This is a genomic window from Rothia sp. HSID18067 (assembly GCF_003989445.1).
Classification (GTDB): domain Bacteria; phylum Actinomycetota; class Actinomycetes; order Actinomycetales; family Micrococcaceae; genus Rothia; species Rothia aeria.
This window is the reverse complement of sequence record NZ_RBMF01000004.1, coordinates 102,886-123,547: the sequence shown is the minus strand read 5'-3', so window position 1 is coordinate 123,547 and position 20,662 is coordinate 102,886. Positions and strand designations below refer to the sequence as shown.

Sequence of the window (20,662 nt, the reverse complement as noted above, 5' to 3'; positions counted from 1 at the left end):
CATTAACCGTCACAGTGAAGGAGTGACACAATGACTAACCAGCAGATTCCGTTCTCGGTGCTGGATCTTATGCCCACCCGCAAAGACCGCTCGCACACCCAGACCATGCGCTACACCCTTGAGGCGGCGCAGGCTGTGGAACGGTTCGGGTTCAGCCGGTACTGGGTGGCCGAGCATCATAATGCTGGTTCGCTGCTTTCTTCGGCGACGGTCGTGGTGATGGCTGAAATCGCCGCCGCGACCGAGCGTATCCGGGTGGGGTCGGGCGGTATTATGCTCCCCAATCACGCCCCGTATGTGGTAGCAGAACAGTTTGGTACCCTTGAGGCGTTCCACCCTGGGCGTATTGATTTGGGGTTGGGCCGCGCACCCGGCACCGACCCGATGACCGCCCAGGCGCTGCGGCGGGATGATTCAGCGGCGGCTCATTTCCCGGCGGAGGTGCAGGAGATCATGGGGTATTTGGGCAGCCCCTCCCCCATGCGGCGGGTGCATGCGATCCCCGGGCAGGGCTCGAACGTGCCCCTGTACATTCTGGGCTCGTCTACGTTTGGGGCGTCGTTGGCGGCGCAGTTGGGGCTGCCGTTTGCGTTTGCCTCCCATTTTGCGCCCGCAGCGCTGGCTGAGGCTATTAACCTGTACCGCACTAATTTCACGCCGTCGCGTGTGCTGTCTGAACCGTATGTGATAGTGGGTGCGGCCGCGATGCTCGCCGATACCGATGAGCAGGCCCGGCGGCTTTTCACCACCATGCAGCAGCATTTTTTGGGTGTTATTCGCGGCCGCACGCTTTACGCCCCGCCGGTTGAGACTATGGATGAGCTGTGGAGCCCTATTGAGAAGCAGCGCGTCGATTCTATGCTCGCCGAGGCGATCGTTGGATCCGCTGATACTGCGCAGCGGCAGCTCACTAACTTGGTGGAGCGCACCGGCGCGAATGAGGTGATTGTGATGAGCGCACCGTGGGAGTTTGAGGACCGTATCCGAAGCTATGAGCTGCTTTCACAGCTACCAATTTTCCAGAAAGCTGAGTAACGGAAAACCCTAATATCTCGCCGGAACACGATGTTCCGGCGGGCTATCAGGGCTGTTGGAGGCGGTCTAGGCGCACCGCACGCACATTAAAATGACTGAGGCCGCCCCACGGCTGAAGGACGGGCATGCGCGGCGCTGTCTAGACCGCCTCCACCCCTGGCGCTTCGGCACACATGCACTTTGCAGTGAAGAGCCAGCAGACACAACAAAAGCCTGCCTCCGAAGAGACAGGCTTAGCTGAGCCCCGACCGGGAATCGATCCCGGGACCTCCATCTTACCAAGATGGCGCTCTACCACTGAGCTATCGGGGCGTAGCGGTGGACGGGCTCGATCCGTCGACCTCACGATTATGAGTCGTGCGCTCTAACCAGCTGAGCTACACCGCCAGAACATTAACCTTGCAGGTCAATGCGAGAGCCCCGACCGGGAATCGATCCCGGGACCTCCATCTTACCAAGATGGCGCTCTACCACTGAGCTATCGGGGCAACAGATAAAAGTTTACGGCACGGTTCATCTTTTTGACAAATGCAGGGTGAGTGTTCTGCGCCACGTGTGCGGGGGTCGGATACCCCACCCCGGCGCGTGCTCCCGCCTCCACGTTGAAGGAGGCGGGCCGCCGCCGAGCCGCTGCACTGAGCCGCTACGCCGGGTGGGGCATCAGCAGCAGGCTAGTAGCGTTTGCCGCCGTGCCCGCCGCCCTTGTACCCGCCGCAGCCGCCACGACGGTCATCCCGGCTGTTGCGGCCCTCACGGTAACCACCGCCGCGGCGCTCATACCCGCCACGGTCATTGCGGAAACCGCCGCGCCCGCCACGGGAGCCGCCTCCCCTGGGGCCGTTATCCTTGCGGATATTAATGAACTCACCGGCGATTTTGGTGTCGCGCAGACGCTCAAAGAAATCACGCGGCAGATCCTGCGGCAGCCCCACAATTGTGAAGTGCTGGCGAATATCGATCGAACCGATCTGTGAGCCCTTAATGCCGCCCTCGTTTGCGAGCGCACCCACAATCGCGGAGGCGCTCACCCGTGCGGAGCGGCCCACATTCAGCTTGTAGTCGACCATGCCCTCGTTATTGAACTGTTTCTTGCCCTTGTTCTTGCGGGGGCGGTCTCCGTCGTCGGCGAAGGGGCGGGAGGCGTGCGCAATATCCTCGTCTTCGTCGAGGAAGAAGGCCCGCCCCTGCTGTGCGATAACAGCCAGTGCCGCCGCAATGTCTTCGGCGGTAATGTCGTGCTCGTTCTCGTAGTCTTGAATGATCTGGCGGAAGAAGTCCAAATCTTCGGTTTCGATGGTGGTGGTGATCTGCTCGGCGAAGCGCTGTTTGCGGTTCGCGTTCACGTCTTGGGCGGTGGGCATGCGCATCGGCTCAACCTTTTGGCGGGTTGCTTTTTCAATCTGCCGCAGCATGTACCTCTCGCGCGGGGTGACGAAGAGGATCGCTTCGCCGTCACGCCCGGCACGGCCGGTACGCCCGATGCGGTGCACGTAGGATTCGGTGTCGTGCGGAATGTCGTAGTTCACCACGAGGGAGATACGTTCAACATCCAGCCCGCGGGCGGCAACGTCGGTCGCTACGAGAATGTCGATGCGCCCGTCGCGCAGCGCATCAACGGTGCGTTCACGCAGCTGCTGGGGGATGTCGCCGTTAATGGCTGCGGCTTGGAAGCCGCGTGCCTTGAGCTTGTCGGCGACTTCTTCGGTTTCTTTTTTGGTGCGTACGAAGACGATAATGCCGTCGTAGTTTTCGACTTCGAGCACGCGGGTCATGGCGTCAAGTTTGTGGGAGTGGGTGACCTGCATGTAGCGCTGGCGGATGTTCGCCCCGGTGGTGGTCTTGGTTTTGACGCGCACCTCGGTGGGGTCGTTGAGGTATTGCTGGGCGATTTTGCGGATCGAGGTGGGCATGGTGGCTGAGAAGAGCGCCACCTGTTTGGCGTCCGGGGTGCCTTCGAGAATGGTTTCTACGTCTTCGGCGAAGCCCATGCGCAGCATTTCGTCGGCCTCATCCAGTACCAGGTACTGCAGGTTTGAGAGGTCGAGCGAGCCTTTGTTGAGGTGGTCGATCACGCGCCCGGGGGTGCCGACGACTACCTGTGCGCCGCGGCGCAGCCCGGCAAGCTGGGGCCCGTAGGGTGAGCCGCCGTAGATGGGAAGCACGGTGAAGTCTTCCATGTGGGTTGCGTAGGAGGAGAAGGCCTCGGCAACCTGCAGGGCGAGCTCGCGGGTGGGGGCGAGTACGAGCACCTGGGTGTCTCGGGAGACGCCGTTAATGTCGGCGAGTTCTGCCATGCGGGAGAGTGCGGGCAGCGCAAAGGCTGCGGTTTTGCCGGTACCGGTTTGTGCCAGGCCCACCACATCGTTGCCGTCCAGCAGCAGCGGGATGGTCTGTTCCTGGATGGGGGAAGGTTTCTCGTAGCCGACTTCTTCGAGTGCGGAGAGCACTCGGGGGTCTAGCCCCAGGTCGGTGAATTTAATGCCGTTCTCCTCGCCTTTTTCTGCGGTGGTTTCGGGGGCTGTAGCTGCCGCGGCGGCGTGGGTTTCTTCACTGGTTCCCTGTTCGGGGTGCGCGGCGTCGTTCTGTTCCGTGGTGGCCTGCGTAGTCTCAGTATGCGCCGCAGTTTCCTGTTCAGCGGCGGAGGTATCGGCAGTATACGTTGCGTTGTCTGCCTGCTCGGCAGAGATATTCTCAGTCAATTTTTCCTCAATTGTTTTAGGGGTTCGTACGGTGCGCGCTTTTCGGCACCGGGCGGGGTTCCCCTGTTCCACGTGTCCCTGCGGAAAACGTACTCCCATCTTGCACCGCCCGACGGGGCCGTGGCGCGCAGAGCGGATTGCCTATGCGGTGGTGCGATGGGATGGTTGCTGCTGGGATTTTCAGGCCTTGAATTTCTCGTAAACACGCAACATCGCCACGCACGGTGAAAACGTGGCGTCCGCCGGTGGGCGGTGAAGAATTGATTCGGAGTGCGGCGCCCTCCCGTGCGAGCTGGCGAACCGGCTCTTTTTGGGCGCACAAGACCTCTTGGGGTACCCGTACGTCATCTAGTGTACCGCACCCGGGAACCGGTTGGGGTTAGCCTGCACATTACTTTCGCTTACTCCGCCTCACGCTGGCCCACACCGCAGCGACAGGTATGGGGGCAAGTGTTAGCTGATACAGGTGCACCCCACCGGCTGCCGAAGCAGGCGGTGGGGCGCATCAGAGGCAGGGCTCATGGATTTTACGGAGGCTATTTGTCGGTGCGGCGCACAATATCGATGGTGCCCACACGTTCAGCTACCTCATAGGGGTGCCCGTACCGGTCGGCGGCGTACTGCGCCGCATTGGTCGGGGGCTTACCGCCCCAGGCGGTACCGGCGCGGTCAATCACCACATAGTCGGGGGCCGGTTCACCGTGATGCCCAATCCAGTAGACAGTGCGCCCGGGAATCAGCTCGGTAATAATCGACAGGTCGGTGGCCACGCTCGCGCCGATGGGCACCGCATCAACGGCACGGCGCTTGTTCACCTCGGTACTGGTTTGATCGGTGGTGGTGAACACCGGGTCGGTCAGCTGCGCCAGCGGCTGGGTGGGCTGGGCGGTAAGAATCGGTGCGACAGTGAACACCAGAGCCAGAAGAGGCACCAGCCACAGCGGGGTTTTGAGGATAATTGCCTGCGTGGCGTTTCGGTATGGTTTCGCCCAGTCGCTCCCCGCCGTGTTCTGCTGCTCAGGCTTCTGGTAGGCGGTGTTCTGATCCGCAGCGGCTTTATCGTGTGCCGAGGCGGCAACCCGGCGACGGTGCTCGTGCACCCGCACCAGCACGTCCAGCAGCGCCATGAATACGATCGGCATAAGTACCAGCGAGTAGTGCCAGGTGCTCAGCCAGTACGACGAGTTACTTGAAAGCATCCGCCAGGCGATGGTGGGCAGCGCCACGGCCGCCAGGGGGCTGACCACCCACAGGAAGGCGCCCACCATGAGCAGAAGCCAGAGGCTTTGGGCTTTTTCATCGGGGGTGAACAGCAGTTGAAGCGCGTTCAGCGGGTTCTTGAGGGCCCCGAAAAGGTCCACTTTGTCGGCGTAGTCGAACTGGTGGTTGACGTTAAAAATCGGCAGTATCAGGTTCATTGAGGTGTACGACCAGAAAAGGCCCCACACCACCAGCAAGGTGGCTTCGGCTGCCCCACGCGATTTTGTCCACCCGGAAAAAACCTCACGCAGGCGCGGCCAGAATGCGGGTACGTCCTTGCTGGCGTGCGGGAACAGTGTGTTCGCCGCTTCACGCAGCCAGCCGGAGCGGATGAGCGCGATTGCACCGATCATGGCGGCGGTAACGCCCATGTCTTCTTTAACGAACGCCAACGGGGCCGCCCACCAGCAGGCGTGTGTAATATGTGATGCGCGCTGCGGGTTCTGCTGCGTGCCAGCAAGTACCAGGTGTCCCAGTGAGAGGCTTAGGAACGGCAAGGCAAACGCCACCTCGTGAAACTGGGCGGCGACCGCCTGCTGCACCCCATAGCTCAGCCCAAATGCTGCGGCTAGGAGCACCCCCACAACGTGCCCGTTGAGCCCGCCAAGCGCGCGCTGAGCAAACCGCACCGTCAGGTACACGCTAAGGGCCACCATACCGTTCTGCACCACCAGCAGGGTCATGGGTGAGGGGAAGAAAGCGTACACCGGCCCCAGGAGCATGAGGATGGGGTGAAAATGGTCACCCCACAGGTTAAAGTCGGGGCCTTTAATGGGCACGATCGGCATTTCAAACCGCGAGTACGCCTGGGCCATTTGGGTAAAAATCGCTAAATCCCAGGAGGGGGTGATCCAGTGCAGCAGCTGCTGTGAGGAGTAGTAGTTGTACAGCATGAAAATGCACACCGCAAGCAGCCCCGCCAGCAGGGAACCCTGTTTTTCACGCAGGCGCGTACCGATATTTTTTCTAGGTTCTGTCTCGGCGGAGTGTGCGGGCACGCCGGTTTCGGGCGCAGTATTTTCGGTGGTGGTGTCGGGTGCTTTACCAGTATTAGATTGAGTGTTCGGCGTATCCTCTGTACCGGATGCCCCTGCGGCCATGTTGTTCCCCTGTCAGCCTGTTTGTCTACGGTGCTCTGTAGTGGCGCATTGATAAGGATGCACCCGCACCGTGCACGGGGCATCCGCATCATGAATATCTACCTCATAAGGGTATCTTATCCCCCGGTGTAACAGCTGATACGGTGGTGCACATTTCCTATGGTCAGCACCACGGTGACAAGCTCAGGCGGCGGTATGTGGGGCACGAGGCTGCGGTAGCATGTGTGTATGCCCCCGAATCTTCCGACACCGCCCATGGCGCTACCAGAGGTTGAGCTGGCGCCGCTACCCACTCGCACCAGCGCAATCACACAGGAGGCGACGATCGGGGTGCAGGCGATGATCCGCCCGCAGGTTCCGGTGCATATGGGCCAGACACTGGGGGTATTGCAGCGGGGTGCCGCAGATGCCGCATATCGGATAACTGCCCGGGAGCCGGGGGCCGAGACGGTGTGGGTTACCGCCCGCACCCCGCAGCTGATGCTCCCGGTCACCCTACGTTTTTCTCGGGCGGCAGATAACACCCCCGAGCCCGCCCTGCCGGCCCTTCACCGCCTGCTGATGCGCCCCATCCTAGTGCGGGCGTGGGCGCGGCTATCACCCGAAATGCTTCTTGAAGAGCCGCAGGCGCGGGCCGATGTGGAGGCGCTGGTGCGAAGCTGCCCAGCGTGGCTGGGATTGGGTGATTCTTGGGAGTCGTTTACCGCTTCGGCGGGGTACGCGAGCCTGCCGCGCAGCTTACGCAGGGCGCATCAGGAACATCCGGGGCTGCGGCTTAGCGCCTCGGACCAGCTGGACCGTCACGTTTTTGCAGCCATTATTGAGCAGCGCGTCACCCTGAAGGAGGCGTTCCAGACGCAGCGTGACGTGCTCATACGCTACGGGGAACCCGCCGTGGAGTCGGGGTACCGTGATCAGCCTGCGGGGATGCGCGTGCACCCAACGGCCCGCACGCTTGGAGCGATCCCGGATTGGGGGTGGCACCGGGTGGGGGTTGATGCGGCGCGTTATAACGCGGTGCGCGCCTACGCCCGCGCCGCCGATTCTCTGCACCGTCTTGCCGCTGCGGGCCCGGTGACTCATTTTGCTTCCGCCTTGGGGTCGCTGCACGGGGTGGGTCCGTGGACCGTAACCCAGGTGCTTCAGATTCAGGTGGGCCACCCGGATGCGGTGAGTGTAGGCGACTACCATTTGGCGCACCATGTGGGGTATGCCCTGCGTGGGAAGCGGGGTGATGATGCCGATATGCTCAGGCTTTTAGCCCCGTACGCGGGGCACCGCCAGCGGGTGGTTCGGCTGATTCTGGCTGCGGGCGCTACCGAGCCGAGACACGGCCCGCGCACGCCGGTGCGGGATTACCGCGACCTATAAGACTGTATACGTACCGGGTTCGGCGGGGTTCCTCAGGGTGGGTACACGTGTAGGGCCGGCACCTGTACGGTACCGGCCCCTGCATCATATGCGCACGTTTGCGCTAAGCTTAGGATTCTGCCTTTTCTGCGGCGGCTACCTCTGCGTGAACCTTATCCATGTCGAGGTCTCGGATGGATGAGATCACCTGCTCAAACTGTGACTCGTTGAGCGCACCCGGCTGCGAGTATACGAGGATGCCCTCACGGAACCCCATAATGGTGGGAATGGAGGTAATACCAGCGTCCTGCGCGAGCTGACCCTGGTCTTCGGTGTCTACCTTACCGAAGGTGATGTCGCTGTATTTCTCGGAGGCAGCCTCATAGACAGGCGAGAACTGCTTGCAAGGACCGCACCAGTCAGCCCAGAAGTCGAGGAAGACGATGTCGTTCTCCTGGACGGTGGGCAGGAGGTTCTGCTGGGTAATTTCGATAGTTGCCATGCAGATAACGCTACACCTTACGGGCGCTTAGCGCGAATATTTCACTCACAGACTAAAGAATGTGTTGGTTTCGTGTCGTATTTTCGTCATATTTTATGCGGTTAACAACATGAAAACGGGTTTGGGGTGCTGAACGCAACCTGCACCATGCTTATTGGCGGTATCGCCCTGCTGTTTCGGGCAGGTAGTGGGCGGGTACAAAAAACCCGGCTACCGCAGTAACCGGGTTATTTGTGGCAGATGAGGGATTCGAACCCCCGTAGGCTGTGCCAGCTGATTTACAGTCAGCCCCCTTTGGCCGCTCGGGTAATCTGCCAAGCTAACCATCATATTTATGATTGTTAGACGTTCGTCAGGCGAACAGATAAAAGTCTACAGCATGTATAGCAACTGTGTGAAATCAGCACCCTTATTTGTGAGGAACGCTACTTTTTCTATTCGCCGTCTTGTTCGAGCAGCAGCGTGATTTCGAGGTGCTCCAGGTACCGCTGAGCCTGTTCGACGGTGCACATCCCGCCCCGAATCTCCCGCAGCAGATCGCGGCGGACGCCATTGAACCGAGCCACAATGTTCGGGTCAGTGAGCGTCACCCCAATGCCCTCAAATGGGGAGAACTCCTCATCAGTTTCCTGCTCGTCACCAACTTCAACAGCCGTTGTGGCCTCGACCTTCTCGGCATCGGGAATATCGGCCGGGTCAAGGTCGAGAGAACTATAAATATCCAAGAAAAGCAGGGTTTCCAGGTCATTTGGATTGTTATGAGTAATATCGTGTGTGTAGTAGTTAGTCGTCATATCTCCATTTTGAGCGGCCAATGTTGGAACAAGCTGAGAAATATTCGAGCGAACCTGATAGTTCGCTGTGAACGGCGCCTCAGAGCGGGTAGGCTAGATATGTACTAGGTGCGCGCTGGCGCGCCGCAACCCGTTACCAACCGAAAGGAACAGAAAACCAATGGCAAGCGAGTCTTCATTCGACATCGTCTCAAAGGTTGATAAGCAGGAGGTTGCTAACGCCCTGCACCAGGCGCAGAAAGAGGTCTCACAGCGCTACGATTTTCGCAATGTGGGCGCAGAGATCGACTTTTCGGGCGAGAAAATCCTGATTAAAGCCAATACCGAGGAGCGGGCACTGGCAGTTCTAGATGTCTTCCAGTCGAAGCTCGTCAAGCGCGGCATCTCGCTCAAGTCTTTGGACGATGGCAAGCCTTATGCTTCGGGTAAGGAGACCCGCATTGAGTGCGCCATTAAGGAAGGTATTGCCCAGGATCAGGCGAAGAAGATTTCCAAGCTCATCCGCGACGAAGGCCCCAAGGGTGTTAAAGCAACGATTCAGGGGGACGAACTGCGTGTTTCATCCAAATCACGTGATGATCTGCAGGATGTTATTGCGATGCTCAAGGCGGCAGACCTTGAGGTGGATCTGCAGTTCGTAAACTACCGCTAAGACACGCACACACAACATACGCACGGCGGGGTGGGTACCGGAACATTTCGGTACCCACCCCGCCGCGTATACTGCCCTAAGCCTTAACCAGTTGGTCGCTCCAACCGGGCACTGGGGCGGCAGGTCTAGTTGTACTGCCCGTTATCGCGCGCCATCTGCTGCAAACGAGCGATACGCTGATCCATCGGCGGGTGGGTTGAGAAGAACTTCCCAATATTTAGGTTGCCGAAGGGGTTGGCGATCATCATGGAGGAGGTGGTGGCGGTACGCGGGTTATCGGGATCCATAGGGTACAGCGACACCCCGGATTCAAGCTTATTGAGCGCCGAGGCAAGTGCCAGCGGGTCGTTGGTGAGCGCGGCACCGTCTTCATCGGCGTCATACTCGCGGGTGCGGCTAATAGCCATTTGAATAACGGCGGAGGCCAGCGGCGCGAGCACAGCGATCGCAAGAGCCCCGAGCGGGTTACCGCGTTCGTGACGGTTACCGCCGCCAAACATAGCCCCGAAACTTACCACGTTAGCGATGGTGCCGATAATAGTAGAAATACCCGCGGCGATAGAGCTGGTGAGGATGTCCCGGTTATACACGTGCATCAGCTCATGTCCTAAAACCCCGCGCATTTCTCGCTCATCAAGCAGCTGCAGGATACCTTCGGTGCAGCATACGGCGGCGTTTTGCGGGTTACGGCCGGTAGCAAACGCATTAGGGGTTTGGGTGGGTGCCACGTACAGGCGGGGCATGGGCTGGTTCGCGCGGGAGGAGAGCTCTTCCACAATGTCGTAGAGTACAGGCACTTCTTCGCGACTGACCGGGTAGGCGTTCATGGAACGCAGGGCAAGTTTATCTGAGTTCCAGTAGGTGTAGGCTACCGAGCCGAGCCCGATGAGCCCGAAAAGCCAGATGAAGAGCATGCTGCGGGTGTACGCCGAGATAACCGCGCCAATAAGCATAAGGAGCCCCACCATAGTCCCCATGAGCAGGGCGGTTTTGAGGCCGTTGTAGTGTTTGTGCATTTTTCCTTCCCCGTTTCAACTTCCCATGCTGGTGTGTGCAGCGGGGTGTTAGGGTGAACGTGTTTTTTCTTAGGATACGGGGTGCGCGGCTGGCGCGTGGGAGACTTCGCCCAGAGCGGGGTGTTTTGCATGCACACATCCACCGCTGCATGAGAGATAAATCACCGGTCATGGAACTACATACCCCTCTTAAGGCACCATGACACGGTTTTTAGCGACAGCGCATTACGCATTTTTATCAATTTATTATGAGAAATTCAGATTACCAATTGTGAAATACTCAGATTAAATGTAGAGTGGTGGTCATGACCGAAACCGTAGCCACGAACGCGGCCCCTAGAGCCGAGCGCGCACCCCGAGGATGCGCCCACACCGGCCCGCTCCCGGCAGACGCAGATACTACGCCGCAGCTTCTAGAGGAAGTCTGGTCGGCTAGCCTGCGCTCCAAAGGACGTAGGGTGACCAAGCAGCGCCTCGCTGTACTCCGCGCGGTTCAGTCACATCCGCACTCCAACGCGGAAGAAATTGTCACCGCTGTACGGCAGGAGCTCCCCTCCATTACCGTACAGTCGGTGTACGTCATCCTCACAGACCTCACTGACATAGACCTGCTGCGCAAGTTCGAACCGCCTGGGACCCCCGGACTGTACGAAACCCGCACGGGTGATAACCACCATCACGCTTTCTGCATTCGCTGCGGAAAAGTTCAGGACGTAGACTGCGCCATCGGCTCAGCACCTTGCCTGACACCCAGCGACTTCCACGGCATGGCGCTCATTAGCGCAGATGTGCTCTACCAGGGCATCTGCGCCGACTGCCAAACCGAAGAAGAAACACACCTTGCTGCGGCACAGAAACAAGCAGCAGAGAGCATCAGCCGCTAAAGGTGCCGTGGCGACCCACCCGCTCAGTCCTCACACGGCTGCAGCGGCGCACCGGCAGCACCTTCTAAAGTGCCGATACCCACCTGCTCATGCGGCACCGCATCACCAAACAGCGCACGGTTGCGTACACCACACCGCGCGATACGTCAGAGTTAGGGAAGAGACATGACGAATAACCCCATTCACCCCGGATCTTTTACGACCACAAGCACCGGCACGCCGGTGGCTTCAGACGACCATTCCCTCACCATTGGGGCTGATGGTCCCATCGTTCTGCACGATGCTTACGCCGTTGAAAAGCTCGCCCAGTTCAACCGAGAGCGTGTTCCCGAGCGAGTGGTGCACGCAAAGGGAACCGGCGCATACGGCTACTTTGAAACCACCGAAGACGTTTCGCAGTACACCCGTGCGGCACTCTTTCAGCCGGGCGTTAAAACCGAGCTGCTGATTCGTTTCTCGACCGTGGCGGGCGAGTCCGGCTCCCCCGATACGTGGCGTGACCCCCGCGGTTTCGCGGTGAAATTCTACACCACCGAAGGCAACTACGACCTGGTAGGCAACAACACCCCTATCTTCTTCATTCGCGATGCCATTAAGTTCCCCGACTTCATCCACTCGCAGAAACGTATGCCCGGTTCGGGTCTGCGCGATCACGACATGCAGTGGGATTTCTGGAGCCTGAACCCCGCAACGGCGCACCAGGTCACCTGGCTGATGGGCGACCGCGGCCTGCCCCGCACCCTGCGCCACATGGACGGCTTCGGCTCACACACCTACCAGTGGATTAACTCCGAAGGCGAGCGCTTCTGGGTTAAGTACCATTTCAAGACCGAGCAGGGCAACGAGTTCTTTACCCAGGCTCAGGCCGATGAGATGGCGGGCAAGGATGCTGACTTCCACCGCCGCGACCTGCGCGAGGCTATTCAGCGTGGCGACTACCCCGCCTGGACGCTCTATGTGCAGATCATGCCCTATGAGGAGGCGAAGACCTACCGTATTAACCCCTTCGATCTGACGAAGGTGTGGCCGCACTCGGATTACCCGCTGATCAAGGTGGGCCGCATGGTGCTGGATCGCAACCCGCAGAATTTCTTCGCCGAGATTGAGCAGGCTGCCTTCTCCCCCTCGAATTTTGTGCCCGGTATTGCGGCTTCGCCCGATAAGATGCTGCTCGGACGTATCTTCTCCTACCCGGATGCGCACCGCTACCGCATCGGCACTAACTTCGCGCAGCTGCCGGTGAACGCACCCCACGCAGCGCCGGTGAACAACTATTCACATGATGGCTCGATGCGCTATAACTTTAACGACCCGTCCGTTCCGACTTACGCACCGAACAGCCTGGGCGGTCCGCATGCCGATGCGGCACGCGCTGGCGAAGGTAACTGGGAGTCTGATGGTTCCCTGGTGCGCACTGCTTACACCCTGCGGGCTGAAGATGATGACTTCAGCCAGGCACGCACCCTGTACGAGGTGACCATGGATGATGCTCAGCGTGAGCGTCTGGTCAGCAATATCGCTGGCCATGTGGGCGCCGTTCGCTCCGATGAGATTCGTGAGCGCGCCTTCACGTACTGGGATAACGTGCACCCTGAACTCGGTTCTCGCGTACGCGAGGCCGTGGCGGCCGCCGCTGCGCCTAGTTCGTGCGGCGCGGCAGCGTAACCTCCTGTAGGTTACGTGTGGCCGTAGCTCGGGGCCGGTGACTTTCTGTGAGGTGGGGTCACCGGCCCTGAGCCTTTTAAACCAGCGAAACCTACATATGAAAAAGTTCTGAACTTTTCATGAAAAGATTCTGTTGTTCTGCTACGGTTGGTATATGACGACGAAGAACCACATCCACTCTCTGATGTCTTATCAGGAAGTTACCTCCTCTGACTTGAGCCGTAATTCCAAAGCTGCATTTATGTTGGCGTCGCAGCATCCGGTTCGTGTCGTGCGTCGTGATGGGGAGAATTATGTACTCATGACGGAGCAAGAAGAGCATAAACGGCACATACTTTCCGAGTACGCCGCGCAAATTCTTGCTGCCACTACCCGTTCTGCGGGGTCGCTGGAAGATAATTTGGTTGATGTTTTTCCGTGGATATATTTTCTTGCCGCTGAAGACAAGGCCCAGTGCGCCCAAGACATCGTTAATAGCGCACGAGACGCGCTAACCGGCGGGTCTATCGATTTCTTCCTGACTGAAATTGAGAGCTGGAAAGAAAGCGCCTACGCGCGCAAACATGGCTTGTTCCAGGACCCCATTGACTGGCTTACTGAGCCTATCCGGGTGGAGCGCCCCTAATGGCTAAGAAATCCAGAGTCCCACGGCCTACAAAGAAATATGAGTATGAGCTCTTTTTCGGGACTCATGATGCCTCCAAAAAATGGCGTGACCTCGTTGCCACCCTACGAAACCCTATGGTTGATGCGTGGGATTTTCTCACTCAAACGCCACTGAAACATACTCAACGAAGCTACCCTTTGAAAGGTAAGGAAGCCACTATTGTGCATCAAGGTGCTGCTCACACCTTATGGCAATATAAGCCAACCTTGGGCGGCAGCGCCAGAATATGGTATTACGTTGAAGACCAATCGGTCTATATAGTCGCGGTACACACGCACCATCCCAACGAAACCAAATAGGAGTAAAGATTCGTGCCCGCCACCGGATAGTTCGGTGGCGGGCACGTCCAGTATGAGTATGTGCAGAGGCTATACGTGCGGCTATATGTTTACCGCTGCCTCGCTCATTGCCTCTTTCTGCATGTTCTCCTGTTCCTGGGTGATGTCCAGGAGCTCACGGATCTGCTTCAGGCTCAGCGTGGTGCTGGGGTTAAACAGGTTGATCTGCACGCTCTTCGCGCCGTCCGAGATGGCGAACTTGAGCACCTCCAGGGCGTGGGCTGCGCGCACCGTAATCTTCGGGTCGATTGCGGCCACCTCAATGGGCGAGGTGAACACCAGCATACTCTTTGGTTTGCCGTTCTCGTCCGGGGCGTAGAAGGGCCGGCTCATCGGGTCGTTCGGGTCAACGGCCACCAGAAGCATTGAGTTCGGGGCCACCAGGGAGCCGAGAAGCTGCTGCATATTATCGTTCATCAGCGCCATCTTCGCCCCGTCGTTACGGGGAGCGCCCACAACCCACTCCACCTGGGCGCGCTCAATGTAGCACTCGTGGTCGCTGCCGGGGTCGATCACGATCAGGTCCAGGTCCTCATTGCTGAGGAAGTCCATGAGGATCTTCATTGCGGGCTCACGCAGGATCAGCTCATCGCCTTCACGGGATTTATCGTAGCCGGGGCTGCCCAGAATGTACTCCGAGGATGAGAAGACGCTCAGCGCCTGAGTATTCTGGTCGTGGCGGATCACCTGGTAGCGCAGCTGGGATTCGGGGCCGATTTCAAGCTGCCCCTGGGGCACAACGGTGGAGCCGGTAGCATCGACCAGCACATCCCCGCCCACAAGGGTGCGCACCACGTTAATGAGGGTCTCTTCGCGAACATCATTCTTGAAGACGTCAAGGGCGTGCACAAGGTAACTGTTCGGCACCTCGTGCTCTTCTTTGCCTTCCCGCGTGAACTCTTCAAGGTCTTTGCGGTCGGCGCGGCCACCCAGACGCTCGTAGGCCCATTCGGGCACGAACTTGCGGGCGCGCGGGAATTGGCGCAGGTGCTCACGCACGTCTACCGCCGTCAGTCCGCCTTCACCTTTCCAGCTTTCGGGCTCAATATCGCGTTTGTAGGATGCCCCAACGCTGAACTGCGGGTTGGGCCAGTTCATGGCGGCAACCACGATTGAGGCGGTGAAGAAAGTACCGCGCACATCGTCGTAGGCTGCCTGCTGTAGCTTACGGATCTCCTCAATGACGGGAGAGTCTTCCTTAAGAGGCCCGATCGTTCCGATGAACTCTTGGTCGTCACGGAACTCGCGCACACGCACGAACGTCTGTTCGGCGAGCGGTTTAATGTCCAGAATCAGCTCGTTCCAGCCGGGTTCTGCACGCACCACATCAAGCAGCCAGCTGCCGATGTTGTTCAGGGCCTCCTGCACTCTGACTGCTCGGCGTGCAGGTTGAGTTGATTGAATCTGTAGCATACGTTCGTTTTCTTTGTTCCTCTTAGGCGGTGGTGAGCTAGTGCCGAGTGTATGAGTTGAGCGCGGCGTCCTATCTCCACCCATTTTAGCGAAAATAACAACCGGATATGCGACGATTTCGCTCTCAAGGTGCACAGATGCGGGTAAAAACGCTGGGTTATCAAGAATATTTCTAAATTCACGAAGCGAAATAACGGTTTTGAGGTGCTTATTTAGTGCGAAAGGTTGCTAACCTTAAGTACATGACAAATTCTCTGCAGGAACTGATCGACGCGTCAATCTTTATCTCGACCGAGTACCAGGCTCGTGTGGCCGAACTGGTGGGAGCGGCGCAATGGGATGTTGATTTTACGGCTCAGTCGTTAAGTTTTGAGACCACTCCCCCGGTCTCACTTCGACCTTACCTGCTGGGTACCGAATCTGAAAACCGGGGAACCTGGGTGTGGTCGTGGCAGCAGCTGGGGTATTTCCCGGACGCTGTGGTCTCTGCTGCGGTGCAGGCACGAGAAGCCGGCGAGAAAAAGTCCCTGACAGAGCTAAGCACCGACGAAATTCCGCTTTCTGATTCGCTGGCGCGACACCTGACCCTAGCGTCAAAGACTGTGACCGGCCTCTACGCGCACTACCCCCTACCCGCTGGTGCCGGGGTGCGTGCCTGGACCCTGCTTGACGGGGACGAGCTGGTGCTGCCGGAGCCAACCATGAAACGTGTGGGCCGCGTTATCGCTCAAACCCTGCAGGGTGAGAATATTGTTAATCAGGTTCTTGCAGTCGATTCATACGCGAAACAGCGCGGTTTCCACATCGCCTGGGATACCGAGGCAACCGCTGTACTGACCCTCACCGACGGGGCATTGCGCCTATGGTTTGATGAGGGCCGCATGAGCGGCATTGAAGAAGCCAAACCCCAGGTGGGCCCGGAGGTGCTGGCGAAATGTTTGTCCCAGGCGGCTGAGCATCGCGCTGCGCTGGCACAAGCACGCGAAAGCCTTGAGAAAGTGGCTGCCGCCGAGGCCCAGCAGCAAAATGCTGAACGTGAGCAGCAGGCCGCGCAGAAGGCTGCTGCCCGTGCTGAGGCTGAACGGGCTGAACAGCAGGAGCGGGCCGAAGCTGAACGCGCGGCAGAACGCGCCAAGGTGGAGCGTGAACAAGCTGAACGCGCAGAACGCGAGAAGATGGCAGCCCAGAAAGCCGAACGTGAAGCGGCTCAGAAAGCCAAGGCTGAGCGGGAGAAAGCTGAGCGTGAACAGGCCAAGGCTGAGCGTGAGAAGGTTACGGGCGTCTCGACCACCGAGCACCTGTACCCGGATACCGAGGCACCCTTCGATCAGGACCCGCGCGAAGATTCCGAGCACGGCACCGTGACCACCTCCACCCTACCCGCGGGGGCGTACCGCGATGGGGAGGCCGAGGACGCTTACGAGGCTGAGACCGTGGATCTTCAGGTGCACGAAGACGAGGTTCACACCGGCGTCACTGAGGTTGTTGAGGTGCAAGAGGAGCATATCGGAATCAGCATTGATGAAGAGCTGATCCACGCACCGGAGGAAGAGCTGGAGCACCCCGAGCAGGAGCCGGAGGAGCTGCCCGAGCCTCTAGAACCTGAACATACCGAGCCTGAACACGCTGAACCTGAACACGTCGAGCCGGAGGAGCACGAACCGGAGTACCCCGAGCCGGTACAGCAGGAGCACAAAACCGACGAAGAGGGCAAGAAGAAGGGCTTCTTCTCGCGGTTCTTCGGGCTCTAAATCCCGTAACCGCCGGTTATTGCGGCGCGGAAACAATACACGGTACGCCGCCTTGCACACCCGCAAGGTGGCGTACTTTTTGCTGCGAACCCGCTGGCGTCTATCCCCCCTGCCACCTTGACGCCGCCAGCGGACCCGTAGTTTACGGCCCAGCGGCTGCCGCATATCTGGGGAGGGGCGCTCACGATACAGAGCCACGCCGCATAATATGCTCACAGCAGGCGTGGTACGGGTACCCGGCGATAGGTATAGTGGAAAACGTGTCCCGCGGGCCGCATCATGCTTCACCGCAGGGCTGTAACCGCACAACCACCCCACTGTCCCACTGTAGATAAGGAGCCGCATTGGCAGCAAACCGCGCCCCATCACATATGCGCACCGGGCTTTTCTACGCGATCATTACCTACCTGATGTGGGGTATGCTGCCGCTGTATTTCAATCTCATGGCGGATGCCTCCCCCGTTGAAATTGTGGCCTCACGCGTGGTTTTCTCCCTGATTTTCTGCGCGGCACTGCTACCGATGCTGAAGCTGACCGGCGGGTTCGTTGAGGTGCTGAGGAATAGGCGGGCCACGCTCGTGCTGTTTGCGGCGTCCCTGCTGATTGGGGTGAACTGGTTTATTTATGTGCTTGCCACCACCACGGGGCGCACGATTGATGCCTCCCTGGGGTATTTCATTAACCCGCTGGTGTCGGTGAGTTTGGGCGTGATTTTCCTGAAGGAGCGGCTGCGGGTGGCGCAGTGGGTGGCTGTGGGGCTCTCGGCGGTGGCCGTGCTGATCATGAGCGTCGTGTATGGGCAGGTGCCGTTCATCGGGTTGGGCCTGGCGTTTAGTTTCGGCATTTATGGGCTTCTTAAAAGCCGGGTTGGCGGCACGGTTGCACCGGTGGTTTCGTTGTCCTTGGAGACGCTGCTGCTCATTCCTGTTGCCCTGCTGGCGCTGGTGTGGGTGCAGGGTACGGGGCAGTCCACAATGTTCACCGCGCCGGGGCGGTTTTTGCTGTTGGCCTCCACGGGGGTGGTGACGGCGGTGCCGCTCATAGCGTTTGCGGCGGCGGCTAAACGCTTGCCGCTGACGGTGATCGGGATGGTGCAGTATGTGGGGCCGAGCATCCAGTTTTTCTTGGCGGTGTTCGTGCTGAAAGACCATATTGGCGCCGAGAAATGGCTGGGGCTGAGCATCATTTGGGTGGCGCTGGTGATTTTCACGGCCGATGCGGTGCGGGCTTCACGTACCTCGCGTCTTTCGCGCACGGCAGACCCCGAGACCGGTATGGTACCTATTGTGCAACGCGGGGAATAAAAAATCACCTATTGCATCAATGCATAAATCCTGGGCACACCGAATATGGTGAAAAATTATTGGTAAATTTATTGATTAGCGTATAAATGACGACAGAAGATTGTGGTCTGTGAATGTAGTTTATAACGCCCATTTTATGCGAAGTTTTCAATATTTTACGGACCATAAAATTGTGCACGCCACCCGTTGTTTTATGAGTGGCGTGCACAATTTATGTATTTATATTCTTTTAGTTTTACATCCTAGCAAGGTGCGGAGCACCCGTTACGATGCGGCGGATGTTCCCTCGGTACCCGAACGTGCGGGGGCCTCATCAGAGTCGCCGGTATCGGTTTCGGGGTGCTTGTACAGGTTCAGCAGCGCGAACCCCAGACCGCCCCAGATAATGAGGATTGCCACGATCATCATAGCGATAGCTGCACCGCTCATTATGCCTCCTCACCCTGTGCTTTTGCGTGTGCTTTCCGCGCGGCGTCGTCCACATGCGTGTGGGCGAGCTGACCGCCGATAACGGGCGGTGCCGGGGGTTCCTCGGCGGCGCGTGACTTATGTGACCACGGCAGGAATGAAATCACGATGGAGCCGATGATGAGGAATGCCACCATGCCCCAGCCGAAGATCAGAAGCAGCTCCGCCGGGTACCCCTCATAAGGTTTAAAGAGGGACGTGAAGAACGTGGATATTAGGCTGTACCCCAGGATCAGCGGGGTAACTACCGCCAGAAGAATCATCCAGAGCCACCCCACCTTGAAGGAGGAGACAGAGTTCAGGTGATCCCGCAAAGTCGGTAGGGCCCGCACACAGTAGACGACCACAACAATGGAGGTCAGGCCAGCAGCGAGAATACCGAAGTTATTCACGAAGTTGTCGAGAATATCCAGCACGTACAGGCCGGATGAGGTGGGCATCAGCAGGGTCGAGATAATCGCCAGCGGAATAATCACGATCATGGTCGAGATCAGGCGTGACGTACCGGCTTTATCCTGCACACCGGCGATAATGACCTCAAGAATCGAGATGAACGAGGTGAACCCGGCGAACAGCAGGGAGCCGAAGAACAGGAACCCGATGAGCGCCCCCGCCGGCGCCTGGGAAATAATGGTGGGGAAGGCGATGAAAGCCAAGCCGGTGCCTTCTTCGACAACTTTGCCTACGGCGACGCCCTGTGCCTGTGCCATAAAGCCCAGCGCAGCGAACACACCAATACCCGCCAGCAGCTCAAACCCGGAGTTGGCAAAGCCCACGACGGTACCCGAACCGGTCAGGTCGGTCTTGGGCTTCAGGTAGGAGGCGTAGGTGACCATAATGCCGAAGCCGATGGAGAGCGAGAAGAAGATCTGCCCGTAGGCTGCAACCCAGACCTGGCCGTTAGCCAGCGCTCCCCAGTCGGGGCTGAACAGGGTGTTCAGACCGGTCATCGCCCCGGGCAGGGTGAGTGAGTACGCCACCAGACCCACGAACATCAGAATCAGCAGGGGCATAAACACCACGTTGGCGGCGCCCACGCCTTTTTGCACGCCCAGCGCCATAATGACGATCAGGGAAAGCCACACCAGCACCAGCGGAATGAGAATGCCGGGGTTAAAGTCGAGCGAAAGCTGCCGCTCCCCCACTTTCAGGAAGTCCTTCATGAAGAAGGTTTTCGCGTCGTCGCCCCATTCTTGGTTGAACGAGAAAATCATGTACCGCACCGACCAGGCGATAATCGCGGCATAGTAGATGGCGATCACCGAGTTAATGCCCATATGCCACCAGCCGATGAACTCGGTTTTGCGGTTGAGACGGCGGAACGCCAGCGGGGACGATGCGCGCCCGCGGTGGCCGATTGCGTAGTCGAAGAAGAGGAAGGTGATCCCGGCCGTCAGCAGCGCCACAATATAGGGGATCATGAAGGCGCCGCCGCCGTTTTTATAGGCTGCAGCAGGGAAACGCCAGATATTGCCCAGCCCCACAGCTGAGCCGATGGCGGCGAACAGGAAGACTCTGCGGCTTGAGAATCCTTCACGTTTCGCCGGGGTTTTAGCAGGAGTTGCTCCCATGGTTTGGTATACCTCGGTCTAGATGTTCACGTGTGCACATTTGCATGGCAAAAGGCACCCCTCGCGCCGGTGAGGTGCGGGGTGCGGTGCCGATATCGGGATGCACGCTGGTTGCGGCGTGTCTCCTTCGTCGATGCCGCCGGTACCGGGTATGACCGGGAGCATAACTCTAAAAGGTTTACAGTATTTAATA

Annotated in this window: 17 protein-coding genes and 4 tRNA genes; 9 read left to right on the top strand and 12 right to left on the bottom strand. The window is 58.8% G+C overall.

Annotation, left to right across the window (positions count from 1 at the left end):
• The first annotated feature begins 30 nt into the window (after nucleotides 1-30).
• Nucleotides 31-1,035 carry an LLM class flavin-dependent oxidoreductase gene (locus D8M23_RS10825; RefSeq protein ID WP_126854769.1) on the top strand — a complete coding sequence of 335 codons (1,005 nt, stop codon included), beginning with the start codon at nucleotides 31-33 and terminating at the stop codon, nucleotides 1,033-1,035.
• Nucleotides 1,036-1,275: 240 nt separating this feature from the next.
• On the opposite strand, the gene D8M23_RS10820 is transcribed toward D8M23_RS10825, so the two are convergent.
• From D8M23_RS10820 to D8M23_RS10800, 5 genes are all read right to left on the bottom strand, one after another.
• Nucleotides 1,276-1,347, bottom strand: a tRNA-Thr gene (locus D8M23_RS10820).
• 1 nt (nucleotide 1,348) lies between these two features.
• A tRNA-Met gene (locus tag D8M23_RS10815) sits at nucleotides 1,349-1,422 on the bottom strand.
• Between the two features lie 29 nt (nucleotides 1,423-1,451).
• Nucleotides 1,452-1,523, bottom strand: a tRNA-Thr gene (locus tag D8M23_RS10810).
• Nucleotides 1,524-1,706: 183 nt separating this feature from the next.
• The gene (locus D8M23_RS10805; RefSeq protein WP_238693857.1) at nucleotides 1,707-3,833 is read right to left on the bottom strand and encodes a DEAD/DEAH box helicase; all 2,127 of its coding nucleotides are present in this window, start codon (nucleotides 3,831-3,833) and stop codon (nucleotides 1,707-1,709) included.
• Between the two features lie 437 nt (nucleotides 3,834-4,270).
• Nucleotides 4,271-6,094 carry a DUF2079 domain-containing protein gene (locus D8M23_RS10800; protein ID WP_126854768.1) on the bottom strand — a complete coding sequence of 608 codons (1,824 nt, stop codon included), beginning with the start codon at nucleotides 6,092-6,094 and terminating at the stop codon, nucleotides 4,271-4,273.
• 228 nt (nucleotides 6,095-6,322) lie between these two features.
• Here D8M23_RS10800 and D8M23_RS10795 point away from each other — a divergent pair, with 228 nt between their 5' ends.
• Nucleotides 6,323-7,465, top strand: a complete 1,143-nt coding sequence (locus D8M23_RS10795; RefSeq protein ID WP_238693856.1) for a DNA-3-methyladenine glycosylase family protein — start codon at nucleotides 6,323-6,325, stop codon at nucleotides 7,463-7,465.
• Nucleotides 7,466-7,574: 109 nt separating this feature from the next.
• Here the strand turns inward: D8M23_RS10795 and D8M23_RS10790 are convergent, their stop codons facing one another.
• From D8M23_RS10790 to D8M23_RS10780, 3 genes are all read right to left on the bottom strand, one after another.
• Nucleotides 7,575-7,946, bottom strand: a complete 372-nt coding sequence (locus D8M23_RS10790; RefSeq protein WP_126854767.1) for a thioredoxin family protein — start codon at nucleotides 7,944-7,946, stop codon at nucleotides 7,575-7,577.
• A 234-nt stretch (nucleotides 7,947-8,180) separates the two neighbouring features.
• Nucleotides 8,181-8,262, bottom strand: a tRNA-Tyr gene (locus D8M23_RS10785).
• 118 nt (nucleotides 8,263-8,380) lie between these two features.
• Nucleotides 8,381-8,740 carry a hypothetical protein gene (locus D8M23_RS10780; protein WP_094757514.1) on the bottom strand — a complete coding sequence of 120 codons (360 nt, stop codon included), beginning with the start codon at nucleotides 8,738-8,740 and terminating at the stop codon, nucleotides 8,381-8,383.
• Nucleotides 8,741-8,900: 160 nt separating this feature from the next.
• On the opposite strand from D8M23_RS10780, the gene D8M23_RS10775 reads away from it, so the two are divergent.
• Nucleotides 8,901-9,392 carry a YajQ family cyclic di-GMP-binding protein gene (locus tag D8M23_RS10775; RefSeq protein ID WP_023133155.1) on the top strand — a complete coding sequence of 164 codons (492 nt, stop codon included), beginning with the start codon at nucleotides 8,901-8,903 and terminating at the stop codon, nucleotides 9,390-9,392.
• A 125-nt stretch (nucleotides 9,393-9,517) separates the two neighbouring features.
• Here D8M23_RS10775 and htpX read toward each other — a convergent pair whose 3' ends face one another.
• A complete protein-coding gene (gene htpX, locus D8M23_RS10770) occupies nucleotides 9,518-10,408 on the bottom strand; it encodes a zinc metalloprotease HtpX (RefSeq protein WP_023133154.1) in 891 nt (296 codons plus the stop codon).
• A 305-nt stretch (nucleotides 10,409-10,713) separates the two neighbouring features.
• Between htpX and D8M23_RS10765 the strand changes: the two genes are divergently transcribed.
• The 4 genes from D8M23_RS10765 to D8M23_RS10750 all read left to right on the top strand — a co-directional run bounded on the left by D8M23_RS10765 (nucleotide 10,714) and on the right by D8M23_RS10750 (nucleotide 13,923).
• Nucleotides 10,714-11,292 carry a Fur family transcriptional regulator gene (locus D8M23_RS10765; protein WP_126854766.1) on the top strand — a complete coding sequence of 193 codons (579 nt, stop codon included), beginning with the start codon at nucleotides 10,714-10,716 and terminating at the stop codon, nucleotides 11,290-11,292.
• A gap of 165 nt (nucleotides 11,293-11,457) precedes the next feature.
• Nucleotides 11,458-12,957 carry a catalase gene (locus D8M23_RS10760; protein ID WP_126854765.1) on the top strand — a complete coding sequence of 500 codons (1,500 nt, stop codon included), beginning with the start codon at nucleotides 11,458-11,460 and terminating at the stop codon, nucleotides 12,955-12,957.
• Nucleotides 12,958-13,111: 154 nt separating this feature from the next.
• Nucleotides 13,112-13,582 carry a prevent-host-death protein gene (locus tag D8M23_RS10755; protein WP_126854764.1) on the top strand — a complete coding sequence of 157 codons (471 nt, stop codon included), beginning with the start codon at nucleotides 13,112-13,114 and terminating at the stop codon, nucleotides 13,580-13,582.
• Nucleotides 13,582-13,923: a hypothetical protein gene (locus D8M23_RS10750; RefSeq protein ID WP_126854763.1), complete on the top strand. Its 342-nt coding sequence runs from the start codon at nucleotides 13,582-13,584 to the stop codon at nucleotides 13,921-13,923. Before D8M23_RS10755 ends, D8M23_RS10750 begins: the two co-directional genes overlap by 1 nt.
• Nucleotides 13,924-14,004: 81 nt before the next feature.
• Here D8M23_RS10750 and D8M23_RS10745 read toward each other — a convergent pair whose 3' ends face one another.
• On the bottom strand, nucleotides 14,005-15,375 hold the full coding sequence (locus D8M23_RS10745) for an SseB family protein (RefSeq protein ID WP_023133151.1): 1,371 nt from the start codon (nucleotides 15,373-15,375) through the stop codon (nucleotides 14,005-14,007).
• A 242-nt stretch (nucleotides 15,376-15,617) separates the two neighbouring features.
• On the opposite strand from D8M23_RS10745, the gene D8M23_RS10740 reads away from it, so the two are divergent.
• The gene (locus D8M23_RS10740) at nucleotides 15,618-17,126 is read left to right on the top strand and encodes a DUF6882 domain-containing protein (protein WP_126854762.1); all 1,509 of its coding nucleotides are present in this window, start codon (nucleotides 15,618-15,620) and stop codon (nucleotides 17,124-17,126) included.
• A gap of 371 nt (nucleotides 17,127-17,497) precedes the next feature.
• Nucleotides 17,498-18,430, top strand: a complete 933-nt coding sequence (gene rarD, locus D8M23_RS10735) for an EamA family transporter RarD (RefSeq protein WP_126854824.1) — start codon at nucleotides 17,498-17,500, stop codon at nucleotides 18,428-18,430.
• A 264-nt stretch (nucleotides 18,431-18,694) separates the two neighbouring features.
• Here rarD and D8M23_RS10730 read toward each other — a convergent pair whose 3' ends face one another.
• Complete coding sequence (locus tag D8M23_RS10730; RefSeq protein ID WP_126500458.1) at nucleotides 18,695-18,859, bottom strand: methionine/alanine import family NSS transporter small subunit; 165 nt, start codon at nucleotides 18,857-18,859, stop codon at nucleotides 18,695-18,697.
• The gene (locus D8M23_RS10725) at nucleotides 18,859-20,469 is read right to left on the bottom strand and encodes a sodium-dependent transporter (RefSeq protein ID WP_126854761.1); all 1,611 of its coding nucleotides are present in this window, start codon (nucleotides 20,467-20,469) and stop codon (nucleotides 18,859-18,861) included. Before D8M23_RS10725 ends, D8M23_RS10730 begins: the two co-directional genes overlap by 1 nt.
• Nucleotides 20,470-20,662: the final 193 nt, after the last annotated feature.

Excerpts from the sequence above, each read along its gene's own strand:
- htpX (WP_023133154.1), bottom strand. The coding sequence starts at position 10,408 with ATGCACAAACACTACAACGGCCTCAAAACCGCCCTGCTCATGGGGACT.
- D8M23_RS10750 (WP_126854763.1), top strand. The coding sequence starts at position 13,582 with ATGGCTAAGAAATCCAGAGTCCCACGGCCTACAAAGAAATATGAGTAT.
- D8M23_RS10780 (WP_094757514.1), bottom strand. The coding sequence starts at position 8,740 with ATGACGACTAACTACTACACACACGATATTACTCATAACAATCCAAAT.
- D8M23_RS10800 (WP_126854768.1), bottom strand. The coding sequence starts at position 6,094 with ATGGCCGCAGGGGCATCCGGTACAGAGGATACGCCGAACACTCAATCT.
- D8M23_RS10760 (WP_126854765.1), top strand. The coding sequence starts at position 11,458 with ATGACGAATAACCCCATTCACCCCGGATCTTTTACGACCACAAGCACC.
- D8M23_RS10795 (WP_238693856.1), top strand. The coding sequence starts at position 6,323 with ATGCCCCCGAATCTTCCGACACCGCCCATGGCGCTACCAGAGGTTGAG.
- D8M23_RS10740 (WP_126854762.1), top strand. The coding sequence starts at position 15,618 with ATGACAAATTCTCTGCAGGAACTGATCGACGCGTCAATCTTTATCTCG.
- D8M23_RS10805 (WP_238693857.1), bottom strand. The coding sequence starts at position 3,833 with ATGGGAGTACGTTTTCCGCAGGGACACGTGGAACAGGGGAACCCCGCC.
- D8M23_RS10745 (WP_023133151.1), bottom strand. The coding sequence starts at position 15,375 with ATGCTACAGATTCAATCAACTCAACCTGCACGCCGAGCAGTCAGAGTG.
- D8M23_RS10765 (WP_126854766.1), top strand. The coding sequence starts at position 10,714 with ATGACCGAAACCGTAGCCACGAACGCGGCCCCTAGAGCCGAGCGCGCA.
- rarD (WP_126854824.1), top strand. The coding sequence starts at position 17,498 with ATGCGCACCGGGCTTTTCTACGCGATCATTACCTACCTGATGTGGGGT.
- D8M23_RS10790 (WP_126854767.1), bottom strand. The coding sequence starts at position 7,946 with ATGGCAACTATCGAAATTACCCAGCAGAACCTCCTGCCCACCGTCCAG.
- D8M23_RS10755 (WP_126854764.1), top strand. The coding sequence starts at position 13,112 with ATGACGACGAAGAACCACATCCACTCTCTGATGTCTTATCAGGAAGTT.
- D8M23_RS10825 (WP_126854769.1), top strand. The coding sequence starts at position 31 with ATGACTAACCAGCAGATTCCGTTCTCGGTGCTGGATCTTATGCCCACC.
- D8M23_RS10775 (WP_023133155.1), top strand. The coding sequence starts at position 8,901 with ATGGCAAGCGAGTCTTCATTCGACATCGTCTCAAAGGTTGATAAGCAG.
- D8M23_RS10730 (WP_126500458.1), bottom strand. The coding sequence starts at position 18,859 with ATGAGCGGTGCAGCTATCGCTATGATGATCGTGGCAATCCTCATTATC.
- D8M23_RS10725 (WP_126854761.1), bottom strand. The coding sequence starts at position 20,469 with ATGGGAGCAACTCCTGCTAAAACCCCGGCGAAACGTGAAGGATTCTCA.